This window comes from Streptomyces sp. NPDC044704 (assembly GCF_056433525.1).
This window is the reverse complement of record NZ_JBWKGY010000007.1, coordinates 16757-36309: the sequence shown is the minus strand read 5'-3', so window position 1 is coordinate 36309 and position 19553 is coordinate 16757. Positions and strand designations below refer to the sequence as shown.

Sequence of the window (19553 nt, the reverse complement as noted above, 5' to 3'; positions counted from 1 at the left end):
CCGGCTGCCGGACCCGGTGAAAGACGAAGCCGGGGAGACGGGTCCGCCCCCGTCTCCCCGGCTTCTCCGCGTGTACCGGGAGCCGCGGCCCTCAGGCCACGTTCACCCGCTGCCCCGGAGGCGCCGCCTCCAGCCAGGCCAGGAAACCAGTCAGCGCGTCCTCGCTCATCGCGAGCTCCAGGCGGGTCCCCCGGTGGGAACAGCCGAGCACGACGGCGTCGGACAGCAGGGCCAGCTCCTCCTCGCCCTCGGGGGCACGCCGGGCGAGCACCTCGATGGAGGAGCGCTCCAGGAGCCGGCGCGGCCGCGGGGAGTACGAGAACACCCTGAACCACTCGATCCGGTCACCGCTGTAGCGGGCGACCCCGTACACCCAGCCCTTGCCGGAGACGTCGGGCTCGTCCGCCACGCCCCAGCGCAGGCTGCAGTCGAAGGTCCCGCCGGACCGCTGGATCAGTCTGCGGCGCAGGCCGAACACAAACAGCCCGATCACCACCAGGGCTACGACCAGGCCGCTCACAAGCAGAGCGAGGAGCATCTTCACCGACCTCCTCGCTCATCGAAACACCGCACACGACCGTGCCCATCACCGGACAAGTCCGAGGACGGACGTACATCGCCTCAGCCGCGACCCGGTCTGGAAAATTCCAGAACGGACCGCGGCTGAGGTCTGCCGGCCCCCGGAGGTCGCCCTCCGGGGGCCGGCGGTGGAACTCCGACGGGCTGTCAGCCCGTTACGGCGCGCAGCCGGACATCGGCGCGACGTTCGGCGGCCGCGTCGGCCTCCGACTTCGCGCGCTCCAGTGCCCGCTCCGCCCGCTGGACGTCGATCTCGTCCGCGAGCTCGGCGATCTCGGCCAGCAGGGACAGCTTGTTGTCCGCGAACGAGATGAATCCGCCGTGCACCGCGGCGACGACAGTGCCGCCCTCGCTGGTACGGATGGTCACCGGGCCCGATTCCAGCACACCGAGAAGCGGCTGGTGACCGGGCATGACGCCGATGTCGCCGGACGTGGTGCGGGCGACAACAAGGGTGGCCTCGCCGGACCAGACATTGCGGTCCGCCGCGACCAGCTCGACGTGCAGCTCAGCAGCCAAGGTGGCTCCTCGGGTCACCACCCGGCGGGTCAGCCGGGTGTTGGGTCAAATTCTAATGGGCGTGGGGAGAGGGACGGGACGTACCCCGCCCCTCTCCTTCGTTCTTCGAAGACTGCGTTCCGCAGAACGCGGCCGACTAGGAGACGCCCAGCTCCTTGGCGTTGGCCTTCAGGTCCTCGATGCCACCGCACAGGAAGAACGCCTGCTCGGGGAAGTGGTCGTAGTCACCGTCGCAGATCGCGTTGAACGCGGTGATCGACTCGTCGAGCGGAACGTCCGAACCGTCCACACCGGTGAACTGCTTCGCCACGTGGGTGTTCTGCGACAGGAAGCGCTCGACGCGACGGGCACGGTGGACAACGAGCTTGTCCTCCTCGCCCAGCTCGTCGATACCGAGGATCGCGATGATGTCCTGGAGGTCCTTGTACTTCTGAAGGATCCCCTTGACGCGCATCGCCGTGGCGTAGTGGTCCGCCGCGATGTACCGCGGGTCGAGGATGCGGGACGTCGAGTCCAGCGGGTCCACGGCCGGGTAGATGCCCTTCTCGGAGATCGGACGGGAAAGAACCGTCGTCGCGTCGAGGTGGGCGAAGGTGGTCGCCGGCGCCGGGTCGGTCAGGTCGTCCGCGGGGACGTAGATCGCCTGCATCGAGGTGATCGAGTGACCACGGGTCGAGGTGATGCGCTCCTGGAGGAGACCCATCTCGTCGGCCAGGTTCGGCTGGTAACCCACCGCGGAGGGCATGCGGCCGAGCAGGGTCGACACCTCGGAACCCGCCTGGGTGTACCGGAAGATGTTGTCGATGAAGAACAGAACGTCCTGCTTCTGCACATCGCGGAAGTACTCCGCCATGGTCAGACCGGCCAGGGCGACGCGCAGACGGGTGCCCGGGGGCTCGTCCATCTGGCCGAAGACGAGCGCCGTCTTGTCGATGACGCCGGAGTCGGCCATTTCCTCGATGAGGTCGTTGCCCTCACGGGTACGCTCACCGACGCCCGCGAAGACCGACACACCGTCGTGGTTGTTGGCGACGCGGTAGATCATTTCCTGGATCAGAACGGTCTTGCCGACACCGGCACCACCGAACAGACCGATCTTTCCACCCTTGACGTACGGGGTGAGAAGGTCGATGACCTTGACGCCGGTCTCGAACATCTCGGTCTTCGACTCGAGCTCGTCGAAGCGGGGCGCCTTGCGGTGGATCGGCCAGCGCTCGGTGACGTTGGCGTTCTCCTCCGGGTAGTTCAGCACCTCACCGAGGGTGTTGAACACCTTGCCCTTGGTGAAGTCACCGACGGGGACGGTGATGCCCTCGCCCGTGTCGGTCACCGGGGCCTGGCGGACCAGGCCGTCGGTCGGCTGCATCGAGATGGTACGGACGACGCCGTCACCCAGGTGCTGCGCGACCTCGAGGGTCAGGGTCTTGAGCTTGCCGTCCTCGGCCGGGTCTGCGACCTGGACCTTGAGGGCGTTGTAGATGTCGGGCATGGCGTCGACGGGGAACTCCACGTCGACGACCGGGCCGATGACCCGGGCGACGCGGCCCGTGGCGGCGGCCGTCTCAACAGTGGTCGTCATTACTTGTCACTCCCCGCGGTCGCGTCAGCCATGGCGCTCGCGCCACCGACGATCTCGCTGATTTCCTGGGTGATTTCGGCCTGGCGGGCCGCGTTGGCAAGCCGGGAGAGGCTCTTGATGAGGTCTCCGGCGTTGTCGGTCGCCGACTTCATCGCGCGGCGGCGGGCGGCGTGCTCGGAAGCGGCCGACTGCAGCAGTGCGTTGTAGATGCGGCTCTCGACGTAGCGCGGCAGCAGGGCGTCGAGGACGTCCTCCGCCGACGGCTCGAAGTCGAACAGCGGAAGGATCTCGCCCTTCGCGCCGGACTCTTCTTCGCCCTTGTCGAGGCTGAGCGGCAGCATCCGGCCGTCGACCGCGTTCTGCGTCATCATCGACACGAATTCCGTGTAGACGATGTGCAGCTCGTCGACGCCGCCCTCGGCCGTGTCCTTCTCGATGGCTTCGATCAGCGGCCCCGCGACGCGCTTGGCGTCGGCGTACGCCGGGCTGTCGGTGAAGCCGGTCCACGAATCCGCGACCTTGCGCTCACGGAAACCGAAGTAGGCCAGACCCTTGCGGCCGACGATGTACGTGTCGACCTCCTTGCCCTCGCCGCGGAGCCGCTCGGTGAGCCGCTCCGCCTGCTTGATGGCGTTCGAGGAGTAGCCGCCGGCCAGACCGCGGTCGCTCGTGACGAGCAGGACCGCGGCGCGCACCGGCGCCTCGACCTCGGTGGTCAGGGCGTGCTTGGTGTTCGAACCGGTCGCCACCGCGGTCACCGCACGGGTGAGCTCGGTCGCGTACGGCATCGATGCCGCCACCTTGCGCTGCGCCTTGACGATGCGCGAGGCGGCGATCATTTCCATCGCCTTGGTGATCTTCTTGGTCGCCGTGACGGCACGGATGCGACGCTTGTAGACCCGGAGCTGCGCTCCCATGAGTCAGGTCCCTTCCGTCGTCACTTGGAGACGTTGACGGCCGGCGCGTCCTCGCCCAGGAGCTTGCCGTCCGAGGTCTCGAACTGCTGCTTGAAGCCGGCGATGGCGTCGGCGATCGACGTCAGGGTGTCGTCCGACATCTTGCCGCCGTCGGCGATGGAGGTGAGGAGGTCCTTGCGCTCACGGCGCAGGTGCTCCAGCAGCTCCGACTCGAAGCGACGGATGTCGCCCACCGGAACGTCGTCCATCTTGCCGGTGGTGCCGGCCCAGACGGAGACGACCTGCTCCTCGACGGGCATCGGCTGGTACTGGCCCTGCTTCAGCAGCTCGACCAGACGCTTGCCGCGCTCCAGCGAGGCCTTCGACGCGGCGTCCAGGTCGGAACCGAAGGCGGCGAACGCCTCCAGCTCACGGTACTGGGCGAGGTCCAGGCGCAGACGGCCGGAAACCTGCTTCATGGCCTTGTGCTGGGCGGAGCCACCGACGCGGGAGACCGAGATACCGACGTTCAGCGCCGGGCGCTGGCCCGCGTTGAACAGGTCGGACTCCAGGAAGCACTGGCCGTCGGTGATGGAGATGACGTTGGTCGGGATGAACGCCGACACGTCGTTCGCCTTGGTCTCGACGATCGGCAGACCGGTCATCGAGCCGGCACCCATGTCGTCGGAGAGCTTCGCGCAGCGCTCCAGCAGACGGGAGTGCAGGTAGAAGACGTCACCCGGGTAGGCCTCACGGCCCGGCGGGCGGCGCAGCAGCAGCGACACGGCGCGGTAGGCATCGGCCTGCTTCGACAGGTCGTCGAAGATGATCAGGACGTGCTTGCCGGCGTACATCCAGTGCTGGCCGATGGCGGAACCGGTGTACGGCGCCAGGTACTTGAAGCCGGCCGGGTCGGACGCCGGGGCGGCGACGATCGTCGTGTACTCGAGCGCGCCGGCGTCTTCCAGGGCGCCGCGAACGGACGCGATGGTCGAGCCCTTCTGGCCGATGGCGACGTAGATGCAGCGGACCTGCTTGTTCACGTCGCCCGAGCGCCAGTTGTCGCGCTGGTTGATGATCGTGTCGACGGCCAGGGCGGTCTTGCCGGTCTGGCGGTCGCCGATGATCAGCTGTCGCTGGCCACGGCCGACGGGGACCATCGCGTCGATGGCCTTGTAGCCGGTCTGCATGGGCTCGTGGACCGACTTGCGGACCATGACGCCCGGGGCCTGCAGCTCGAGGGCGCGACGGCCTTCGGTCGCGATCTCGCCGAGACCGTCGATCGGGTTGCCGAGCGGGTCGACGACGCGGCCGAGGTAGCCCTCGCCGACGCCGACGGAGAGCACCTCGCCGGTGCGCTGCACCGGCTGGCCCTCCTCGATTCCGCTGAACTCGCCGAGGACGACGGCGCCGATCTCGCGCTCGTCGAGGTTGAGGGCGAGACCGAGGGTGCCGTCCTCGAACTTCAGCAGCTCGTTCGCCATGGCGGAGGGCAGGCCCTCCACCTTCGCGATGCCGTCGCCGGCAACGCTGACCGTTCCGACCTCCTCGCGCGAGGCCGCGTCCGGCTGGTACGACTGGACAAAGTTCTCCAGTGCGTCCCGGATCTCCTCCGGCCGGATCGTGAGCTCCGCCATCTGGGTTCCCTGCTCTCCTTGTTGGGCCTGAAGCTTCTTAGGGGTCTGGGGGCGACCCCCAGGAATCTTCTGCAAGTTCTGCACGGCCCAACCGGGCCGCTAGGAATGCTTTGTTCTATTGGTGGCTGGTCAGCCGGCCATGCGGCGGGACGCCTCTGCGAGGCGGTCCGCGATGGTGCCGTCGATGACCTCGTCGCCGACCCGCACCGTGATCCCGCCGAGGACCGAGGGGTCCACGTCGAGGTTCAGGTGCATCTGGCGGCCGTACAGCTTGGCCAGCACCGCGCCGAGACGCTGCTTCTGCACGTCGCTGAGCGGAACCGCGCTGGTCACGGTGGCGACCATGCGGCTGCGGCGCTCGGCGGCGAGCGTGGAAAGGGACTCGAGTCCCGCTTCCAGGCTACGTCCACGCGGGTGCGTGACAAGACGGACGACCAGCCGCTCGGTGACGGCGTTCGCCTTGCCGCCGAGCAGGCTGCGCAGCAGCTCGCTCTTGGCGGCGGCGGTGGCCGCACGATCGGTCAGTGCGGCGCGCAGCTCGGTGTTCGAGGCGACGATCCGGCCGAACCGGAAGACCTCGTCCTCGACGTTGTCGAGCGCGCCGGCCTGCTGGGCCGCCGTGAGGTCGGCGGTGGCCGCCAGAGCCTCCAGGGCGTCCACCAGGTCACGGGACTGCGACCAGCGCGACCGTGCCATGCCGGACACCAGGTCGAGGGTTTCCCCGCCCACCTGGCCGGACAGCAGACGGCCGACCAGCTCGGCCTTGGCCTCGCCGGACTGCGCCGGGTCCGTGATGACCCGACGCAGCGAGACCTCACGGTCGAGCAGCGCGGTGACGGCTGCCAGCTCACCGGCGAGCTTCGTCGCGTCGACGGACGTGTTGTCCGTCAGCGCGTCGAGACGCTCGCGTGCGGAGGCCAGCGCCTCGCGGCTCGCTCCGTTCATCGGGCGGCCTCGGCCTTCTCCTCGAGCTCGCTGAGGAAGCGGTCGATGGTGCGGCTCTGCCGGGCGTGGTCCTCGAGGGACTCGCCGACGAGCTTTCCGGCCAGGTCGGTGGCGAGCTTGCCCACGTCCTGGCGCAGCGCCTGAGAGGCGGCCTTGCGGTCCGCGGCGATCTGGGCGTGACCGGCAGCGATGATCTCCTCACGCTGCCGCTGGCCCTCTGCGCGCAGTTCTTCCTTGAGCGCAGTGCCCTGCTCCAGCGCGTCCTGGCGCAGGCGCGCGGCCTCGTGCCGGGCCTCGGCGAGCTGGGCCTTGTACTGCTCCAGCACGCTCTGGGCCTCGGTCTGGGCTGCTTCAGCCTTCTCGATGCCACCCTCGATGGCCTCGCGACGCTCGTCCAGAACCTTGTTGATGTTCGGGAGGAGCTTCTTCGCGAGGAAACCGAAGACGATGACAAAGGCGATCAGGCCGATGACGAGCTCGGGGATCGGCGGGATGAGGGGGTTTTCCGCCTCAGTGGCCGCGAGCTGAACCAGAGGGTTCACATCAGTGCCTTCCGTCTAAAGGGTCTGTTCGCTACCGGGATCAGGAGGTCGGGTAGACGAACGGCATGACCAGACCGATGAGGGCGAGCGCCTCACAGAAGGCGAAGCCGAGGATCTGGTTGGCGCGGATCAGGCCGGCGGCCTCGGGCTGGCGGGCCAGGGCCTGGGTGCCGTTACCGAAGATGATGCCGACGCCGACGCCGGGGCCGATGGCCGCGAGGCCGTAACCGATGGAGCCGAGGTTGCCCTTGATTTCGACGCCAGCAGCGAGGGTCTGGAGAGCGGACATGCCGGTTCTTCCTTCTCTTTCATGGACCGGTGGGGGTTGGCCACCGGACGACTGGTGGTTTGGGGGTGGGGCGGTCAGTGGTGCTCGGCGACGGCGCCCTGGAGGAAGCTGCAGGCCAGCAGCACGAAGACGTAGGCCTGGACAGCCTGGATGAAGAGCTCGAACGCGGTCATCACGATGACCATCACGAAGGACACGCCGGCGTAGGCGATGCCGATGCCGTTCAGCAGGTACCAGCTGGCGATCGTGAAGAGGAGAAGCAGCGTGTGACCGGCGAACATGTTCGCGAAGAGACGGACCGCGTGCGTGAAGGGGCGGACGATCACGTTCGAGAAGAACTCGATCAGCATGACCAGCGGCAGGATCCCGCCGAGCGACTTGTCGTAGCCCGTGAGGTTCTTCAGACCGCCGACGAACCCGTGGCGCTTGAAGGTGACCGACATCCACATGACGTAGATGACCAGGGCCAGGGCCGCCGGGTACGCGATGACGGAGGTCACCGGGAACTGGGCGAGCGGGATGATCGACCAGAGGTTCAGGATCCAGACGAAGAAGAACGTCGCGACCATGAAGGGGACGTACTTCTCGCCTTCCTTCTTGCCCATCGTCTCGTAGACGATGCCGCGGCGCACGAAGTCGTAGCCGGCTTCGGCGACCATCTGGAGCTTCCCCGGAACCAGCTTCGGCTTGGCGAAGGCAGCCCAGAAGAATCCGACGATGATGACGGTTCCGAGCAGGGCCAGGAGCATCGTCTTGTTGAAGTAGACGGCTCCGTCCATGTCGCCGAAGATCGGCTCGAACAGGAACGAGTGCAGGCCAGGAGCCGGGAAACCACAGCCGTCGAAGATGTGGCAATCGGTCTCGAAGGCGAGCACCTGCGTCGGGTCAGCACTCACCGCGGGCTCCTTCAGCGTGGCGCATAGGTACGGCAACCTCGTTGTGTCGGCGCGGCGCACAGCCGCGGTTCGGCACGGGACTGGTCTTACGGATGTGGGGGCGGCTTGTAGGCAGTGAGCCTCGCGATTGAGCAGGCGTCAGCTCAGATGCCCGCGCCCGCGATGCCGCAGTTGGCACCGGACGATAGCAGCTTCTCGAACGCGCACTTATTCCGCCCCTACCGTTCACGAAGAGGACCCCGTGTTTTCGGGCTTCTCACCCTTGTCACGCTTCGCGGACTCGGGTTCGACGTAAAGGATCTTGGCCTTCATGTGCGCGCGCGTCTGCGCAGCGATCCAAGCAAGGGTCGCCGCGACGATGGTGATCGCGAATGCCCTGGGATTGAACAGCGTCGTGTTCTTGAACACGGCGACGAAGACGAAGAGCAGCAGGATCTGGGTCGTGTAGAGCGCCAGACCCATCATCTGGAACAGATGCGGCAGTGATCGGGCCGTCCGCTGCAGGATGACGAATCCGATACCCATGAACAGGATCACGACGACCGTGGCCGCGACCGCCCCGATGGCCCCCTTACCGCCCGCGACCACGCCGCTGACGACTGCGGCCACGAGGCCGACGGCAGCAGTGGGTACGACGGTTTGCAGAAGGGATCGGGCGTCATCGGACAGCATGGCGCATGGCTCCGCGTGATGGTGGGGGTAACGGGACTCGTACGGGACGAGCGTAAGCCCGGCCCGAGTGAGAGCCTCGGGCCAATGGACCGTCGCACTACGGTCCTTCGGCTCTGTCGCCGGGTTTAGTGAACGGTATCACAAACTATTTGATGAGAGCTTTACCTGTCCGGTGTGCTGACTGTCACACATGAGAGTGACCATGCGCGTGTGTGCAGGACAGGCGGGTGGCTTGTCTGCTAAAGGGCTTCCATGTCGGACATGCTCCAGCGCCGTCAGCGCGCGGATCCGGCCTTACGCCGGTCGGGAAGGCGCGAACGGGGGCCTACGGCGGTCGCCCCGTTGACGCCGGACACACCCACCGCGACGGGCCGCGGAGCCTCCGGCTCCGCGCCCTCGTCCTCGCGCACGGCCGCCTCCGCCGCCGCCTCCGCGGCCCGCGCCGCGTGCCGGTAGCGCGGCGGGACCAGCCCCTCCGCCCAGCGCGGGGCCCGCGGGGTGAACCGCGGCAGGAGGAGCAGTACGAGGCCCAGGGCGCTCAGCGCCGAGATGGCGAGCACGATCCACATCGAGGTGGAGTGCACCGAGTAGGCCACCGCGCCGAAGGCGATCAGGCCCGACCAGAAGTACATGATCAGTACGGCGCGGCTGTGGGAATGCCCGAGTTCCAGCAGCCGGTGGTGCAGGTGCCCGCGGTCGGCCGCGAAGGGGGACTGGCCGTTCCAGGTGCGCCGCACGATGGCCAGGACCAGGTCCGCCATCGGGATCGCGATGATCGTGAGCGGCAGCACCAGCGGCATGAACACCGGGAGCATCGCGTGCGTCGCGTTGCGCTCGCCGCCCGCGAAGAGGGCCATCGCGTCCGGGTCCACCTGGCCCGTCATCGAGATGGCCGCGGCGGCCAGCACCAGGCCGATCAGCATCGAGCCGGAGTCCCCCATGAAGATCCGGGCGGGATGCATGTTGTGCGGCAGGAAACCGATGCACATGCCCATCAGGATCGCCGCGAACAGCGTCGCCGGGGCGGCCGCCTCGATGCCGTAGCCGAACCAGATGCGGTACCCGTAGAGGAAGAACGCGGTGGCGGCGATGCAGACCATGCCCGCGGCCAGTCCGTCGAGGCCGTCCACGAAGTTCACCGCGTTGATGGTGATCACGACGAGGGCGACGGTCAGCAAGTTGCCCTGCCACTGGGTGAGCGCGACCGTGCCGATGCCCGGAACGGGGATCCACAGGATCGTCAGACCCTGGATGACCATCACGCCCGCGGCGATCATCTGCGCGCCCAGCTTGATCAGGGCGTCGATCTCGAACTTGTCGTCCAGGACGCCGACCAGCCAGATCAGCGCGGCCCCGGAGAGCAGCGCCCGCGGTTCGTTCGACAGCTCGAAGACCCCGTTGAGGTTCCGCAGGTGGTCGGCGACCAGCAGGCCCGCGCACAGACCGCCGAACATGGCGATCCCGCCCAGGCGGGGCGTGGGCTCGCGGTGCACGTCACGGGCGCGGATCTCCGGCATGGCCCCGGCCGCGATCGCGAACTTCCGCACGGGCCCGGTCAGCAGGTAGGTCACCGCGACCGTGACGCAAAGCGTCAGCAGATATTCACGCACGGGCTGCCCCAGATGTATCGCCGGCCATCTCAGCCCCACACATTAGCCTCGATGTCACCGATGAAGAGGACGCGCGCATACCCCTTGGCGGTTGCGGTACACCCTGCTTGCCCCTATTGCACCCCGTACGGGGGAAATCCCCCGGTCAGGTCGGCGACCTCCGTACGGGTCCCCGCGGCCTCCCCGCGCAGCGCGGCCGCGAACAGGTCCGCGATCCGGGTCATCTCGGACTCCCCCATGCCCTGCGTGGTGACCGCCGCGGTGCCGAGGCGGATGCCGCGCTGGTCCCCGTACGGCAGGGCGCAGGTGTCCAGCACGATCCCGGCGGCGGCGAGGCGGCCGCGCGCCGTCGGTCCGTCGATGCCGAGCGATGCCGGGTCGGCGCTGATCAGGTGGGTGTCCGTACCGCCGGTCGTCACCGCGAAACCGCGGTCCTCCAGGGCCCGGGCGAGGGTCCGCGCGTTGGCGACGACCCGGTGCGCGTAGCCGGCGAAGGCGGGCCCCGCCGCCTCCCCGAACGCCACCGCCTTGGCGGCGATGGTGTGCATCTGGGCGCCGCCCTGGGTGAAGGGGAACACCGCCCGGTCGACGCGCTCGGCGAACTCAGCGCCGCACAGGATCATCCCGCCCCGGGGCCCGCGGAGCACCTTGTGCGTGGTCGCGCAGACGAGGTCGGCGTACGGGACGGGGCTCGGCGCCGCCCCGCCGGCGACCAGCCCGATCGGATGCGCGGCGTCCGCGATGAGGAAGGCCCCCACCTCGTCGGCGATCTCGCGGAAGGCCGAGTACTCGGGGTGACGGGGGTAGCAGATCGAGCCGCAGACGATGGCCTTGGGCCGGTGGGTGCGGGCGAGCTCCTGCACCTGCTCGTAGTCGATGAGCCCGGTCTCCGCGTCCACCCCGTACCCGACGAAGTCGAACCAGCGCCCGGAGAAGTTCGCGGGCGAGCCGTGGGTGAGGTGGCCGCCGTACGGCAGGCCCATCGCGAGGACGGTGTCGCCGGGCCGCAGCAGCGCGGCGTAGGCGGCCAGGACGGCGGAGGATCCGGAGTGGGGCTGCACGTTCGCGTGCTCGACCCCGAACAGCGCCTTGGCCCGGTCCACCGCGACCCGTTCCGCCAGATCGGCGTACTCGCAGCCGCCGTGGTGCCGGGCGCCCGGGTAGCCCTCGGCGTACTTGTTGGCGAGCGCGGAGCCGAGGGCGGCGAGCACGGCGGTGGAGGTGAAGTTCTCGGCGGCGCTCAGCTGGAGCGTCACGGCCTGGCGCCGGGCCTCCCCCGCCAGTACGTCGGCCATCTGCGGGTCCTGCTGCCTGAGCAGGTCCGTCGGCTGCGTGATGACGCTCATGGCACGACTCCAGGGGGTACCGGGGTACAAGCCACTGTAGGCCCGCCCCGCCCGACGCGCCCCTCGCGCACGCGGCGCGGAGCCGTGACACCCGTCAGGGCCGTGACCACCGGGTCCGGCGCCGGGTCGAACCCCGGCCCCGATGCGCCCCGCGCACCACTCGGCCGGGCGCGCTCAGCGCGAAGCGGTGACGCCCGTCAGGGCCGTGACCACCGGGTCCAGCGCCTGGTTGATCTCGTCGCCGATCGAGCGGAAGAAGGTGATCGGCGCACCGTACGGGTCGTAGACCTCGTCCGCGTCGGGGGACGGCGCCAGCAGCCAGCCGCGCAGCGCGGCGGCCGCCCGTACCAGGGCCCGGGCCCGCTCCGCCATGCCGTCGTCGAGCGGCGGCAGGGTGGCCGGGTCTATCGCCCGCACCAGCCGGGTGAACTCCTTCAGCGTGAAGGTCCGCAGTCCCGCCGAGTGGCCCATCGAGATGACCTGCGCCCGGTGGTCGCGGGTGGCGGTCAGCACCAGGTCGGCGCGTATGACGTGCTCGTCCAGCAGCTCGCGCCCGGTGAAACCGGACGCGTCGGCCCCGAAGTCCGCGAGGACCGCTGCGGCGTTCGCCTCCATCGGCGCGCCCTCGTGGCCCCACGTGCCGGCGCTCTCCACGATCAGGTCCCCGGCCGGGATGCCGCCCAGCCGGTGCGACAGGGCGTGCCGCGTCAGCCGCTCGGTGATCGGCGAGCGGCACACGTTGCCCGTGCTGACGTGGAGTATGCGGAAGGATCCTCCCCCGGCCGCCGCCGGAGAAAGATGGCCCCTGGCTATGCCACGCCCCTCAGGGCTCACGGGGCCACCTCGAGGTCGGGTACGACCTCCCGCAGCTGCTCGGCGGTCAGCGCCCCCTCGCGCAGCAGGACGGGTACCTTCCCGGTGACGTCGACGATCGACGACGGCAGCGTGCTCGGCGTCGGACCGCCGTCCAGGTACACGGACACCGAGTCGCCGAGCATCTCGCGGGCCGCGTCGCAGTCCTCCGGCGCCGGGTGCCCGGACAGGTTCGCCGAGGACACCGCCATCGGGCCGACCTCGGTCAGCAGCTCGATCGCGACGGGGTGCAGGGGCATGCGCACGGCGACGGTGCCGCGGGTCTCGCCGAGGTCCCACGCCAGCGACGGCTGGTGCTTGGCGACGAGGGTCAGGCCGCCCGGCCAGAACGCGTCGACGAGCTCCCACGCCTGCTCGGAGAAGTCGGTGACCAGACCGTGCAGGGTGTTCGGGGACCCGATGAGGACGGGAGTGGGCATGTTGCGGCCCCGGCCCTTGGCGGCGAGCAGGTCGCCGACGGCCTCGGCACTGAAGGCGTCCGCGCCGATCCCGTACAGGGTGTCGGTGGGCAGCACGACGAGCTCGCCGCGGCGCACGGCGGATGCGGCTTCGCGCAGGCCCGTCTTGCGGTCCGTCGCGTCGTTGCAGTCGTATCGCCGGGCCATCAGCGGGCCTCCTCGTGCAGCGGGGTGGTGTCGGGGGCGGGGGTCGCGCGGGTCACGGCAGGGCCTTGCGGGCGGTCGCGAAGCGCGGACGGTTGTTGAGGTCGGGGTGGTCGGCGGAGTCGGCCCATCCGCGCTCGTCGGCGAAGATCCACGGCACCTGGCCGCCCTGGGTGTCGGCGTGCTCGATCACGACGATGCCGCCCGGGCGCAGCAGCCGGTGGGCGGTGCGCTCGATGCCGCGGATGGTGTCGAGGCCGTCCTCCCCGGAGAAGAGCGCCATCTCGGGATCGTGGTCCCTGGCCTCCGGGGCGACGTACTCCCACTCGGTGAGCGGGATGTACGGCGGGTTGGAGATGACCAGGTCGACCTGTCCGTCCAGCTCGGGCAGCGCGCTGAGCGCGTCGCCCTGGTGGACGGTGACCCGGGAGCCCTCGGCGTTCTTGCGGGTCCACCGCAGCGCTTCCTCGGACAGCTCCACCGCGTGCACGCGCGAGCGCGGCACCTCCTGGGCCATGGCCAGCGCGATCGCGCCGGAGCCGGTGCACAGGTCCACGATCAGCGGCTCGACGACGTCCATCGCCCGGACGGCCTGTATGGCCCAGTCCACGACCGACTCGGTCTCGGGCCGGGGCACGAACACCCCGGGTCCGACCTGGAGCTCCAGGTAGCGGAAGAAGGCGCGGCCGGTGATGTGCTGGAGCGGCTCGCGCGCCTCGCGGCGGGCGACGGCCTCCCAGTAGCGGGCGTCGAAGTCCGCGTCCTTGACGTGGTGCAGTTCCCCCCGCTTGACGCCGTGCACGAAGGCCGCGAGCTCCTCCGCGTCGAAGCGCGGTGAGGGCACGCCGGCGGCGGCCAGCCGCTGGGTAGCCTGGGCCACCTCGGCAAGCAGCAAGTTCACGCTGTTCCTCCGGGCTGCTGTCGTACGGGGGGGGTGGTGCGGGGATCAGGCAGCAATCAGTGTGCGGCGGCGAGCTTGGCCGCGGAATCCGTGTCGACGCAGGCCTGGATGACCGCGTCGAGGTCGCCGTCGAGCACCTGGTCCAAGTTGTACGCCTTGAAACCGGTCCGGTGGTCCGAGATCCGGTTTTCCGGGTAGTTGTACGTACGGATCTTCTCGGACCGGTCCACGCTGCGCACCTGGCTGCGGCGCACGTCGGAGGCCTCCTGCTCGGCGGCTTCCTGCGCGGCGGCCAGCAGGCGCGACCGCAGGATGCGCATGGCCTGCTCCTTGTTCTGGAGCTGGCTCTTCTCGTTCTGGCAGGAGGCGACCACGCCGGTCGGCAGGTGGGTGATGCGCACCGCGGAGTCGGTGGTGTTGACGGACTGGCCGCCGGGGCCCGAGGAGCGGTACACGTCGATGCGCAGGTCGTTCATGTTGATCTCGACCTCGACCTCCTCGGCCTCCGGGGTGACGAGCACGCCGGCGGCGGAGGTGTGGATGCGGCCCTGGGACTCGGTGGCCGGAACGCGCTGGACGCGGTGCACGCCGCCCTCGTACTTCAGGCGGGCCCACACGCCCTGGCCGGGCTCGGTGGCGCCGTTGCCGCCCTTGGTGCGGACGGAGACCTGGACGTCCTTGTAGCCGCCGAGCTCGGACTCGGTGGCGTCGATGATCTCGGTCTTCCAGCCCACGCGCTCGGCGTAGCGCAGGTACATGCGCAGCAGGTCGCCGGCGAAGAGGGCGGACTCGTCGCCGCCGGCTCCGGCCTTGACCTCCAGGAGCACGTCCTTGTCGTCGCTGGGGTCGCGCGGAACGAGCAGCAGGCGGAGCTTCTCGGTGAGCTCTTCGCGCTGTGCGGTCAGTTCCTTGACCTCGGCGTGGAAGTCGGGGTCGTCGGCCGCGAACTCCTTGGCCGTCTCGATGTCCTCGGCCGACTGCTTCCAGGCACGGAAGGTCGCGACGATCGGGGTCAGCTCCGCGTAGCGCTTGTTCAGCTTGCGCGCGTTGGCCTGATCGGAGTGGACCGAAGGGTCGGCGAGCTTCTTCTCAAGATCGGCATGCTCGCCGATCAGTTCCTCGACCGCCTCGAACATCGGGTGCTCCTGTGGTGAAAGTCAAAAAGGGCTGGGTGGGCGACACGACGACAAAGGCGCCGGTCCGGCCGCCCCCGCGTGGTCAGGGGGCGGCCGGTGACCGGCGCCTGGGTCGCGCTACTTCTTGGCCGCACCCTTGCCGAAGCGGGCCTCGAAGCGGGCCACGCGGCCACCGGTGTCGAGGATCTTCTGCTTGCCCGTGTAGAACGGGTGGCACTCGGAGCAGACCTCGGCACGGATGGTGCCCTCGGTCAGGGTGCTACGGGTGGTGAACGACGCGCCACAGGTGCAGCTGACCTGGGTCTCGACGTACTCGGGGTGAACATCGCGCTTCAAGGTGTCTCCTAGATTCGGGAGGGCGCCGGGTCGCAGGAGCCGAATTGCGCACTGCGTGAACCGGGGCCGACAGACCAGTCTGCCAGGACCGGGCCGCCTGTCAAAATTCTGAGGACGCTCCCCTCAACGGCGGGGGGCCGGGGTCTATTCCTCCCGGCCGGGGCCGCGCGCTCCCCGCCCGGCCGCCGCCCGCTCCCCGCCCCGCTACTGCACGATCCCGGCGGCGGGGCTCTTGTCCCCGACGGACGTCGCCGTGGCCTCGGCGGGTACCGGCTGGTCGGCCAGCAGGGCGTCCCAGACCATCTTGGACTCCTTCGTCAGGGGCACGACGCGGTTCTCGTCCCGCGGGTCCGTGACCACCGGCAGGGTGATCATGTGCATGTCCTGGGAGTCGATGCCCTGGAGTCCCTGGGCGAAGCCCATGAGGGACTTCACGTCGCCGAGCGCCTTGTCGGTGGTGATCGCCTTGGTGGCGGAGTCGGCGAGGTCGAGGAGCCGCTTGGGGTTGTCGAAGATCCCGATGCCCTTGACCTGCTTGATCAGTGCCTTGATGAAGGCCTGCTGGAGCTGTATTCGGCCCAGGTCGGTGCCGTCGCCGACGCTCTTGCGGGTACGGACGAGGCCGAGGGCCTGTTCCCCGTTGAGCTTGTTCGTGCCGGCCGCGAGGTCGAGGTGGCTGTCGGCGTCCTTGATGGGCTTGGTCGTCGTCACCTCGACACCGCCGAGGTTGTCGATGATCTTCTTGAAACCGGTGAAGTCGACCTCGATGTAGTGGTCCATGCGGATCCCCGACATCTTCTCGACGGTCTTGACCGCGCAGGCGGCCCCGCCGATGGTGAACGCCTCGTTGAACTGGGCGCGCTGCCTGCCCGGGTCGGTCTTCCCCTTGCCGGTGGCGCAGGCGGGACGCGGGCCCATCGTGTCGCGCGGTATCGATATGACGCTGGCCTTCTGGTGGCCCTCGTAGAGGTGGACGATCATCGCGGTGTCGGAGCGGGCCGAGCCGCCGTCGTCCCGGCCGTACTCGCCGTTGGCGCCGCCGCGGGAGTCGGAGCCGAGGACGAGGATGTCCATGGAGCCGTTGTCCACGTTGGCCGGGCGGTCCTTGCCGAGGGCCTGGTCGATGTCGACGGTCTTCAGGTTGCCGTTGAGCTTGAAGTAGAAGTACCCGAGGCCCGTGCCGCCGAGCAGGACCACGCCGGCGGCGGTCCACGCGGCCACGGTGAGGCCCTTGCGGCGCTGCGGCGGCTTACGTCGGCGCCGGCTCGCGGCCCGGCGGCCGCCGGCCCTGCTGTCCTCGCTCATGCTCTCCTCAGTCCTGGCTCAGGCCCGCCCGTACGGAACGTCTGCCCGCTGTCCTCTCACTCAGACGGCGGAGCGGCTCCCAGGGTTCCACGGCCCGTACGGGGCCTTTCCCCCGCCTCTCCCCGCCGGAGCTCCCGAGCCTTCCCGGGGGCCTCTCGCGGCCCCTCGGGCGGGCGGGCCGTGGCGCCGCCCTTACCTGGGGTTTCCCGGGGATGCGGGCACGCCGCCGGGTGCGCCCGGCCGGGGGCACGCATGTGGTGAAGGTCGCACGGAGTGACGTACGGGACGCCGTACGAACGCGGGACCGCCCCCGCCGCGGCTGCGGTGGGGGCGGTCCCGGTGGTGCGGTGCCGAGGCGGCGGCGGTCAGTCGTCGTTCTTGCCCGCCGGCGTGGTCTTGGCGATCTGCATCAGGAACTCGGCGTTCGACTTCGTCTGCTTCATCTTGTCGAGCAGCAGCTCGATCGCCTGCTGCGAGTCGAGCGCGTGCAGCACCCGGCGCAGCTTCCAGACGATGGCGAGCTCCTCCGCGTTGAGGAGGATCTCCTCCTTGCGGGTGCCCGACGGGTCGACGTCGACGGCCGGGAAGATGCGCTTGTCGGCGAGCTTGCGGTCGAGCTTGAGCTCCATGTTGCCGGTGCCCTTGAACTCCTCGAAGATCACCTCGTCCATGCGCGAGCCGGTGTCGACCAGCGCGGTGGCCAGGATGGTCAGCGAGCCGCCGTCCTCGATGTTGCGCGCGGCACCGAAGAAGCGCTTCGGCGGGTACAGCGCGGTCGAGTCGACACCACCGGACAGGATGCGGCCGGAGGCGGGGGCGGCGAGGTTGTACGCGCGGCCCAGACGGGTGATGGAGTCCAGCAGGACGACCACGTCGTGACCCAGCTCGACGAGGCGCTTGGCGCGCTCGATGGCCAGCTCGGCGACGGTGGTGTGGTCCTCGGCCGGGCGGTCGAAGGTCGAGGAGATGACCTCGCCCTTGACCGACCGCTGCATGTCGGTGACCTCTTCCGGACGCTCGTCGACCAGGACGACCATCAGGTGGCACTCGGGGTTGTTGGTGGTGATCGCGTTGGCGATTGCCTGCATGATCATGGTCTTGCCGGTCTTCGGCGGGGCCACGATCAGGCCTCGCTGACCCTTGCCGATCGGCGACACGAGGTCGATGATGCGGGTGGTCAGCACGCCCGGGTCGGTCTCCAGACGGAGCCGGTCCTGCGGGTACAGCGGGGTCAGCTTCTGGAACTCCGGGCGGCCGCGGCCGGATTCGGGCGCCATGCCGTTGACCGAGTCCAGGCGCACGAGGGCGTTGAACTTCTCGCGGCGCTCGCCGTCCTTGGGCTGGCGCACGGCACCGGTGGTGTGGTCACCCTTGCGCAGACCGGCCTTGCGGACCTGGGCGAGGGAGACGTACACGTCGTTGGGGCCGGGCAGGTAGCCCGAGGTCCGGATGAACGCGTAGTTGTCGAGGATGTCGAGGATGCCCGCGACGGGGATCAGCACGTCGTCGTCGGCGACCTGCGGCTCGTTCGGCGCGAACTCGTCGCGGCCGCGACGGCCACGGCGGTCGCGGTAGCGTCCGCGACGGCCGCGACGGCCGTCCTCACCGTCGAAGTCGTCCTGGGGGCCGTTGTCCTGACGGTCCTGACGGCCCTGCTGGCCCTGGCCGCGGCCGCCCTGCTGCTGACGGTCGGCGCGGTCCTGACGGCCGCCGCCCTGACCACCCTGGCCCTGGCTCTGACCCTGACCCTGGTTCTGACCCTGGCCCTGGCCCTGCTCGTCGGCCTTGGCGCCGCGCTCGCGACGGCCCTGCTGACGGTCGCCGCGGTCGGCACGGTCACCGCGGTCGCCGCGCTCGGCACGGTCACCGCGGTCGGCACGGTCGCGGCGGTCACGGCGGGTACGGCCCTCCGTGGCCTCCGGGGACTGGCCCTGGGCGGCGACGGTGGTGGCCTCGGCCGGGGCGGCCTCGGTCTTCTGTTCGACCTGCACGGCGGCGGGGGCCGCGGACTCCGGGCTGCCGGAGGGGGCGGTGGCGCGACGGCGGCGGCGCTCGCCGGCCGGTGCGTCCTCTCCCCGCTCGGCTTCGCCGGCGCGGGAGGGGCCTCCTGCGGGCTGGCCCGGGATGTCGATCTGCGCCTGTACGGCGGGCTTGTCGGCGGGCTTGTCGGCCGCCTTCTCGGCGGGCGCCTGTGCGGCGGCCTCGCCCGTGCGGGCCTTGCTGGTGGCGCGGCGCTTCGGCTTGGCCTCGGCGGCGTCGGCGGCGGGGGCCGCGGCCTTGGGGGCGCTGCCGCCGCCCTGGGCCTCCTTGATGACCTCGATCAGCTGGCTCTTGCGCATCCGCGCGGTGCCCCTGATTCCGAGGCCCGACGCGACCTGCTGGAGCTCGGCCAGGACCATGCCCTCGAGGCCGGTGCCGGAGCGGCGACGCTTGGGCGCGGCGCCCGCGGCGGGGGCACTGGTGTCGACGTTGGTGTCGGCAGCGCCCATCAGATCGGTGGTGTCGCTCACGAAGGGTCCTTCCCTGGAGCGGACGTCGGCCTGTCTGGCTCGGCGACCGGTTGTGCTGTCCGACAACGGACCACGACTTGATGGGTCATGGACCGCGGCCGGGGCGGTGGTCCGCCGATAGAGATACGGCGGAGAGAAACGTGCGTGGGTGGTTCCGGCGAGAAGCCCCCGAGCTGGAAGCGTGGGAATGTCACGCCGATTCCGGAGCGTGCTCGAAACTGCTGGCAGCGATCAAAGCAGTCGGGGAGGCTCCCGGAAGAAAGGTGGTCCCGGATGGGGACACTGAGCACCGAGCCATGGCGGCTTCGGATGCGCACTTGAGACTAACACTACCGGATCCAACAGATATTCCCCCTCTCAATCACCGGCAATCGGCCCTT

General features: G+C 69.7%; 19 protein-coding genes. All 19 read right to left on the bottom strand.

Annotation, left to right across the window (positions count from 1 at the left end; genetic code table 11):
- Nucleotides 1-91 precede the first annotated feature (91 nt).
- On the bottom strand, nt 92-538 hold the full coding sequence (locus tag AC07B0_RS18960; RefSeq protein ID WP_136215121.1) for a DUF2550 domain-containing protein: 447 nt from the start codon (nt 536-538) through the stop codon (nt 92-94).
- A gap of 188 nt (nt 539-726) precedes the next feature.
- Nucleotides 727-1098 (bottom strand): F0F1 ATP synthase subunit epsilon, encoded by a 372-nt coding sequence (locus AC07B0_RS18955; RefSeq protein ID WP_281209075.1) that lies wholly within the window; start codon nt 1096-1098, stop codon nt 727-729.
- A gap of 136 nt (nt 1099-1234) precedes the next feature.
- Nucleotides 1235-2677 (bottom strand): F0F1 ATP synthase subunit beta, encoded by a 1443-nt coding sequence (gene atpD, locus AC07B0_RS18950; protein WP_356875563.1) that lies wholly within the window; start codon nt 2675-2677, stop codon nt 1235-1237.
- A complete protein-coding gene (locus AC07B0_RS18945) occupies nt 2677-3594 on the bottom strand; it encodes a F0F1 ATP synthase subunit gamma (RefSeq protein WP_356875565.1) in 918 nt (305 codons plus the stop codon). Before AC07B0_RS18945 ends, atpD begins: the two co-directional genes overlap by 1 nt.
- Nucleotides 3595-3614: 20 nt before the next feature.
- Nucleotides 3615-5210, bottom strand: a complete 1596-nt coding sequence (gene atpA / locus AC07B0_RS18940) for a F0F1 ATP synthase subunit alpha (RefSeq protein WP_356875567.1) — start codon at nt 5208-5210, stop codon at nt 3615-3617.
- A gap of 129 nt (nt 5211-5339) precedes the next feature.
- The gene (locus tag AC07B0_RS18935) at nt 5340-6155 is read right to left on the bottom strand and encodes a F0F1 ATP synthase subunit delta (RefSeq protein WP_356875569.1); all 816 of its coding nucleotides are present in this window, start codon (nt 6153-6155) and stop codon (nt 5340-5342) included.
- The gene (locus tag AC07B0_RS18930) at nt 6152-6697 is read right to left on the bottom strand and encodes a F0F1 ATP synthase subunit B (RefSeq protein WP_356875571.1); all 546 of its coding nucleotides are present in this window, start codon (nt 6695-6697) and stop codon (nt 6152-6154) included. Before AC07B0_RS18930 ends, AC07B0_RS18935 begins: the two co-directional genes overlap by 4 nt.
- Nucleotides 6698-6737: 40 nt before the next feature.
- Nucleotides 6738-6986, bottom strand: coding sequence for an ATP synthase subunit c family protein (locus AC07B0_RS18925; RefSeq protein WP_030008695.1), 249 nt, complete (start codon nt 6984-6986; stop codon nt 6738-6740).
- Between the two features lie 74 nt (nt 6987-7060).
- Nucleotides 7061-7897 carry a F0F1 ATP synthase subunit A gene (atpB, locus tag AC07B0_RS18920; protein ID WP_356875738.1) on the bottom strand — a complete coding sequence of 279 codons (837 nt, stop codon included), beginning with the start codon at nt 7895-7897 and terminating at the stop codon, nt 7061-7063.
- Between the two features lie 210 nt (nt 7898-8107).
- Nucleotides 8108-8554, bottom strand: coding sequence for a Cg1360 family ATP-synthase-associated protein (locus tag AC07B0_RS18915; protein WP_356875573.1), 447 nt, complete (start codon nt 8552-8554; stop codon nt 8108-8110).
- A gap of 275 nt (nt 8555-8829) precedes the next feature.
- Nucleotides 8830-10176, bottom strand: coding sequence for an MraY family glycosyltransferase (locus AC07B0_RS18910; protein ID WP_356875740.1), 1347 nt, complete (start codon nt 10174-10176; stop codon nt 8830-8832).
- Nucleotides 10177-10277: 101 nt separating this feature from the next.
- Nucleotides 10278-11510 carry a serine hydroxymethyltransferase gene (locus tag AC07B0_RS18905; RefSeq protein ID WP_356875575.1) on the bottom strand — a complete coding sequence of 411 codons (1233 nt, stop codon included), beginning with the start codon at nt 11508-11510 and terminating at the stop codon, nt 10278-10280.
- 174 nt (nt 11511-11684) lie between these two features.
- Nucleotides 11685-12344, bottom strand: a complete 660-nt coding sequence (locus AC07B0_RS18900) for an arsenate reductase/protein-tyrosine-phosphatase family protein (RefSeq protein WP_467290507.1) — start codon at nt 12342-12344, stop codon at nt 11685-11687.
- Nucleotides 12341-12988: an L-threonylcarbamoyladenylate synthase gene (locus tag AC07B0_RS18895; protein ID WP_356875577.1), complete on the bottom strand. Its 648-nt coding sequence runs from the start codon at nt 12986-12988 to the stop codon at nt 12341-12343. Before AC07B0_RS18895 ends, AC07B0_RS18900 begins: the two co-directional genes overlap by 4 nt.
- Nucleotides 12989-13040: 52 nt before the next feature.
- Nucleotides 13041-13886 (bottom strand): peptide chain release factor N(5)-glutamine methyltransferase, encoded by an 846-nt coding sequence (gene prmC / locus AC07B0_RS18890; protein ID WP_356875579.1) that lies wholly within the window; start codon nt 13884-13886, stop codon nt 13041-13043.
- 56 nt (nt 13887-13942) lie between these two features.
- Nucleotides 13943-15022, bottom strand: a complete 1080-nt coding sequence (gene prfA / locus AC07B0_RS18885) for a peptide chain release factor 1 (RefSeq protein ID WP_356875581.1) — start codon at nt 15020-15022, stop codon at nt 13943-13945.
- Nucleotides 15023-15139: 117 nt separating this feature from the next.
- The gene (gene rpmE / locus AC07B0_RS18880) at nt 15140-15358 is read right to left on the bottom strand and encodes a 50S ribosomal protein L31 (RefSeq protein ID WP_007266580.1); all 219 of its coding nucleotides are present in this window, start codon (nt 15356-15358) and stop codon (nt 15140-15142) included.
- Between the two features lie 204 nt (nt 15359-15562).
- Nucleotides 15563-16663 carry an LCP family protein gene (locus tag AC07B0_RS18875; protein ID WP_356875583.1) on the bottom strand — a complete coding sequence of 367 codons (1101 nt, stop codon included), beginning with the start codon at nt 16661-16663 and terminating at the stop codon, nt 15563-15565.
- 365 nt (nt 16664-17028) lie between these two features.
- Nucleotides 17029-19173 (bottom strand): transcription termination factor Rho, encoded by a 2145-nt coding sequence (rho, locus tag AC07B0_RS18870; RefSeq protein ID WP_478898616.1) that lies wholly within the window; start codon nt 19171-19173, stop codon nt 17029-17031.
- Nucleotides 19174-19553 lie beyond the last annotated feature (380 nt).

Coding starts and splice junctions, on each gene's coding strand:
- AC07B0_RS18960 (WP_136215121.1), bottom strand. CDS start 538: ATGCTCCTCGCTCTGCTTGTGAGCGGCCTGGTCGTAGCCCTGGTGGTG.
- atpD (WP_356875563.1), bottom strand. CDS start 2,677: ATGACGACCACTGTTGAGACGGCCGCCGCCACGGGCCGCGTCGCCCGG.
- AC07B0_RS18945 (WP_356875565.1), bottom strand. CDS start 3,594: ATGGGAGCGCAGCTCCGGGTCTACAAGCGTCGCATCCGTGCCGTCACG.
- atpA (WP_356875567.1), bottom strand. CDS start 5,210: ATGGCGGAGCTCACGATCCGGCCGGAGGAGATCCGGGACGCACTGGAG.
- AC07B0_RS18935 (WP_356875569.1), bottom strand. CDS start 6,155: ATGAACGGAGCGAGCCGCGAGGCGCTGGCCTCCGCACGCGAGCGTCTC.
- AC07B0_RS18925 (WP_030008695.1), bottom strand. CDS start 6,986: ATGTCCGCTCTCCAGACCCTCGCTGCTGGCGTCGAAATCAAGGGCAAC.
- AC07B0_RS18915 (WP_356875573.1), bottom strand. CDS start 8,554: ATGCTGTCCGATGACGCCCGATCCCTTCTGCAAACCGTCGTACCCACT.
- AC07B0_RS18905 (WP_356875575.1), bottom strand. CDS start 11,510: ATGAGCGTCATCACGCAGCCGACGGACCTGCTCAGGCAGCAGGACCCG.
- AC07B0_RS18895 (WP_356875577.1), bottom strand. CDS start 12,988: ATGGCCCGGCGATACGACTGCAACGACGCGACGGACCGCAAGACGGGC.
- prfA (WP_356875581.1), bottom strand. CDS start 15,022: ATGTTCGAGGCGGTCGAGGAACTGATCGGCGAGCATGCCGATCTTGAG.
- AC07B0_RS18875 (WP_356875583.1), bottom strand. CDS start 16,663: ATGAGCGAGGACAGCAGGGCCGGCGGCCGCCGGGCCGCGAGCCGGCGC.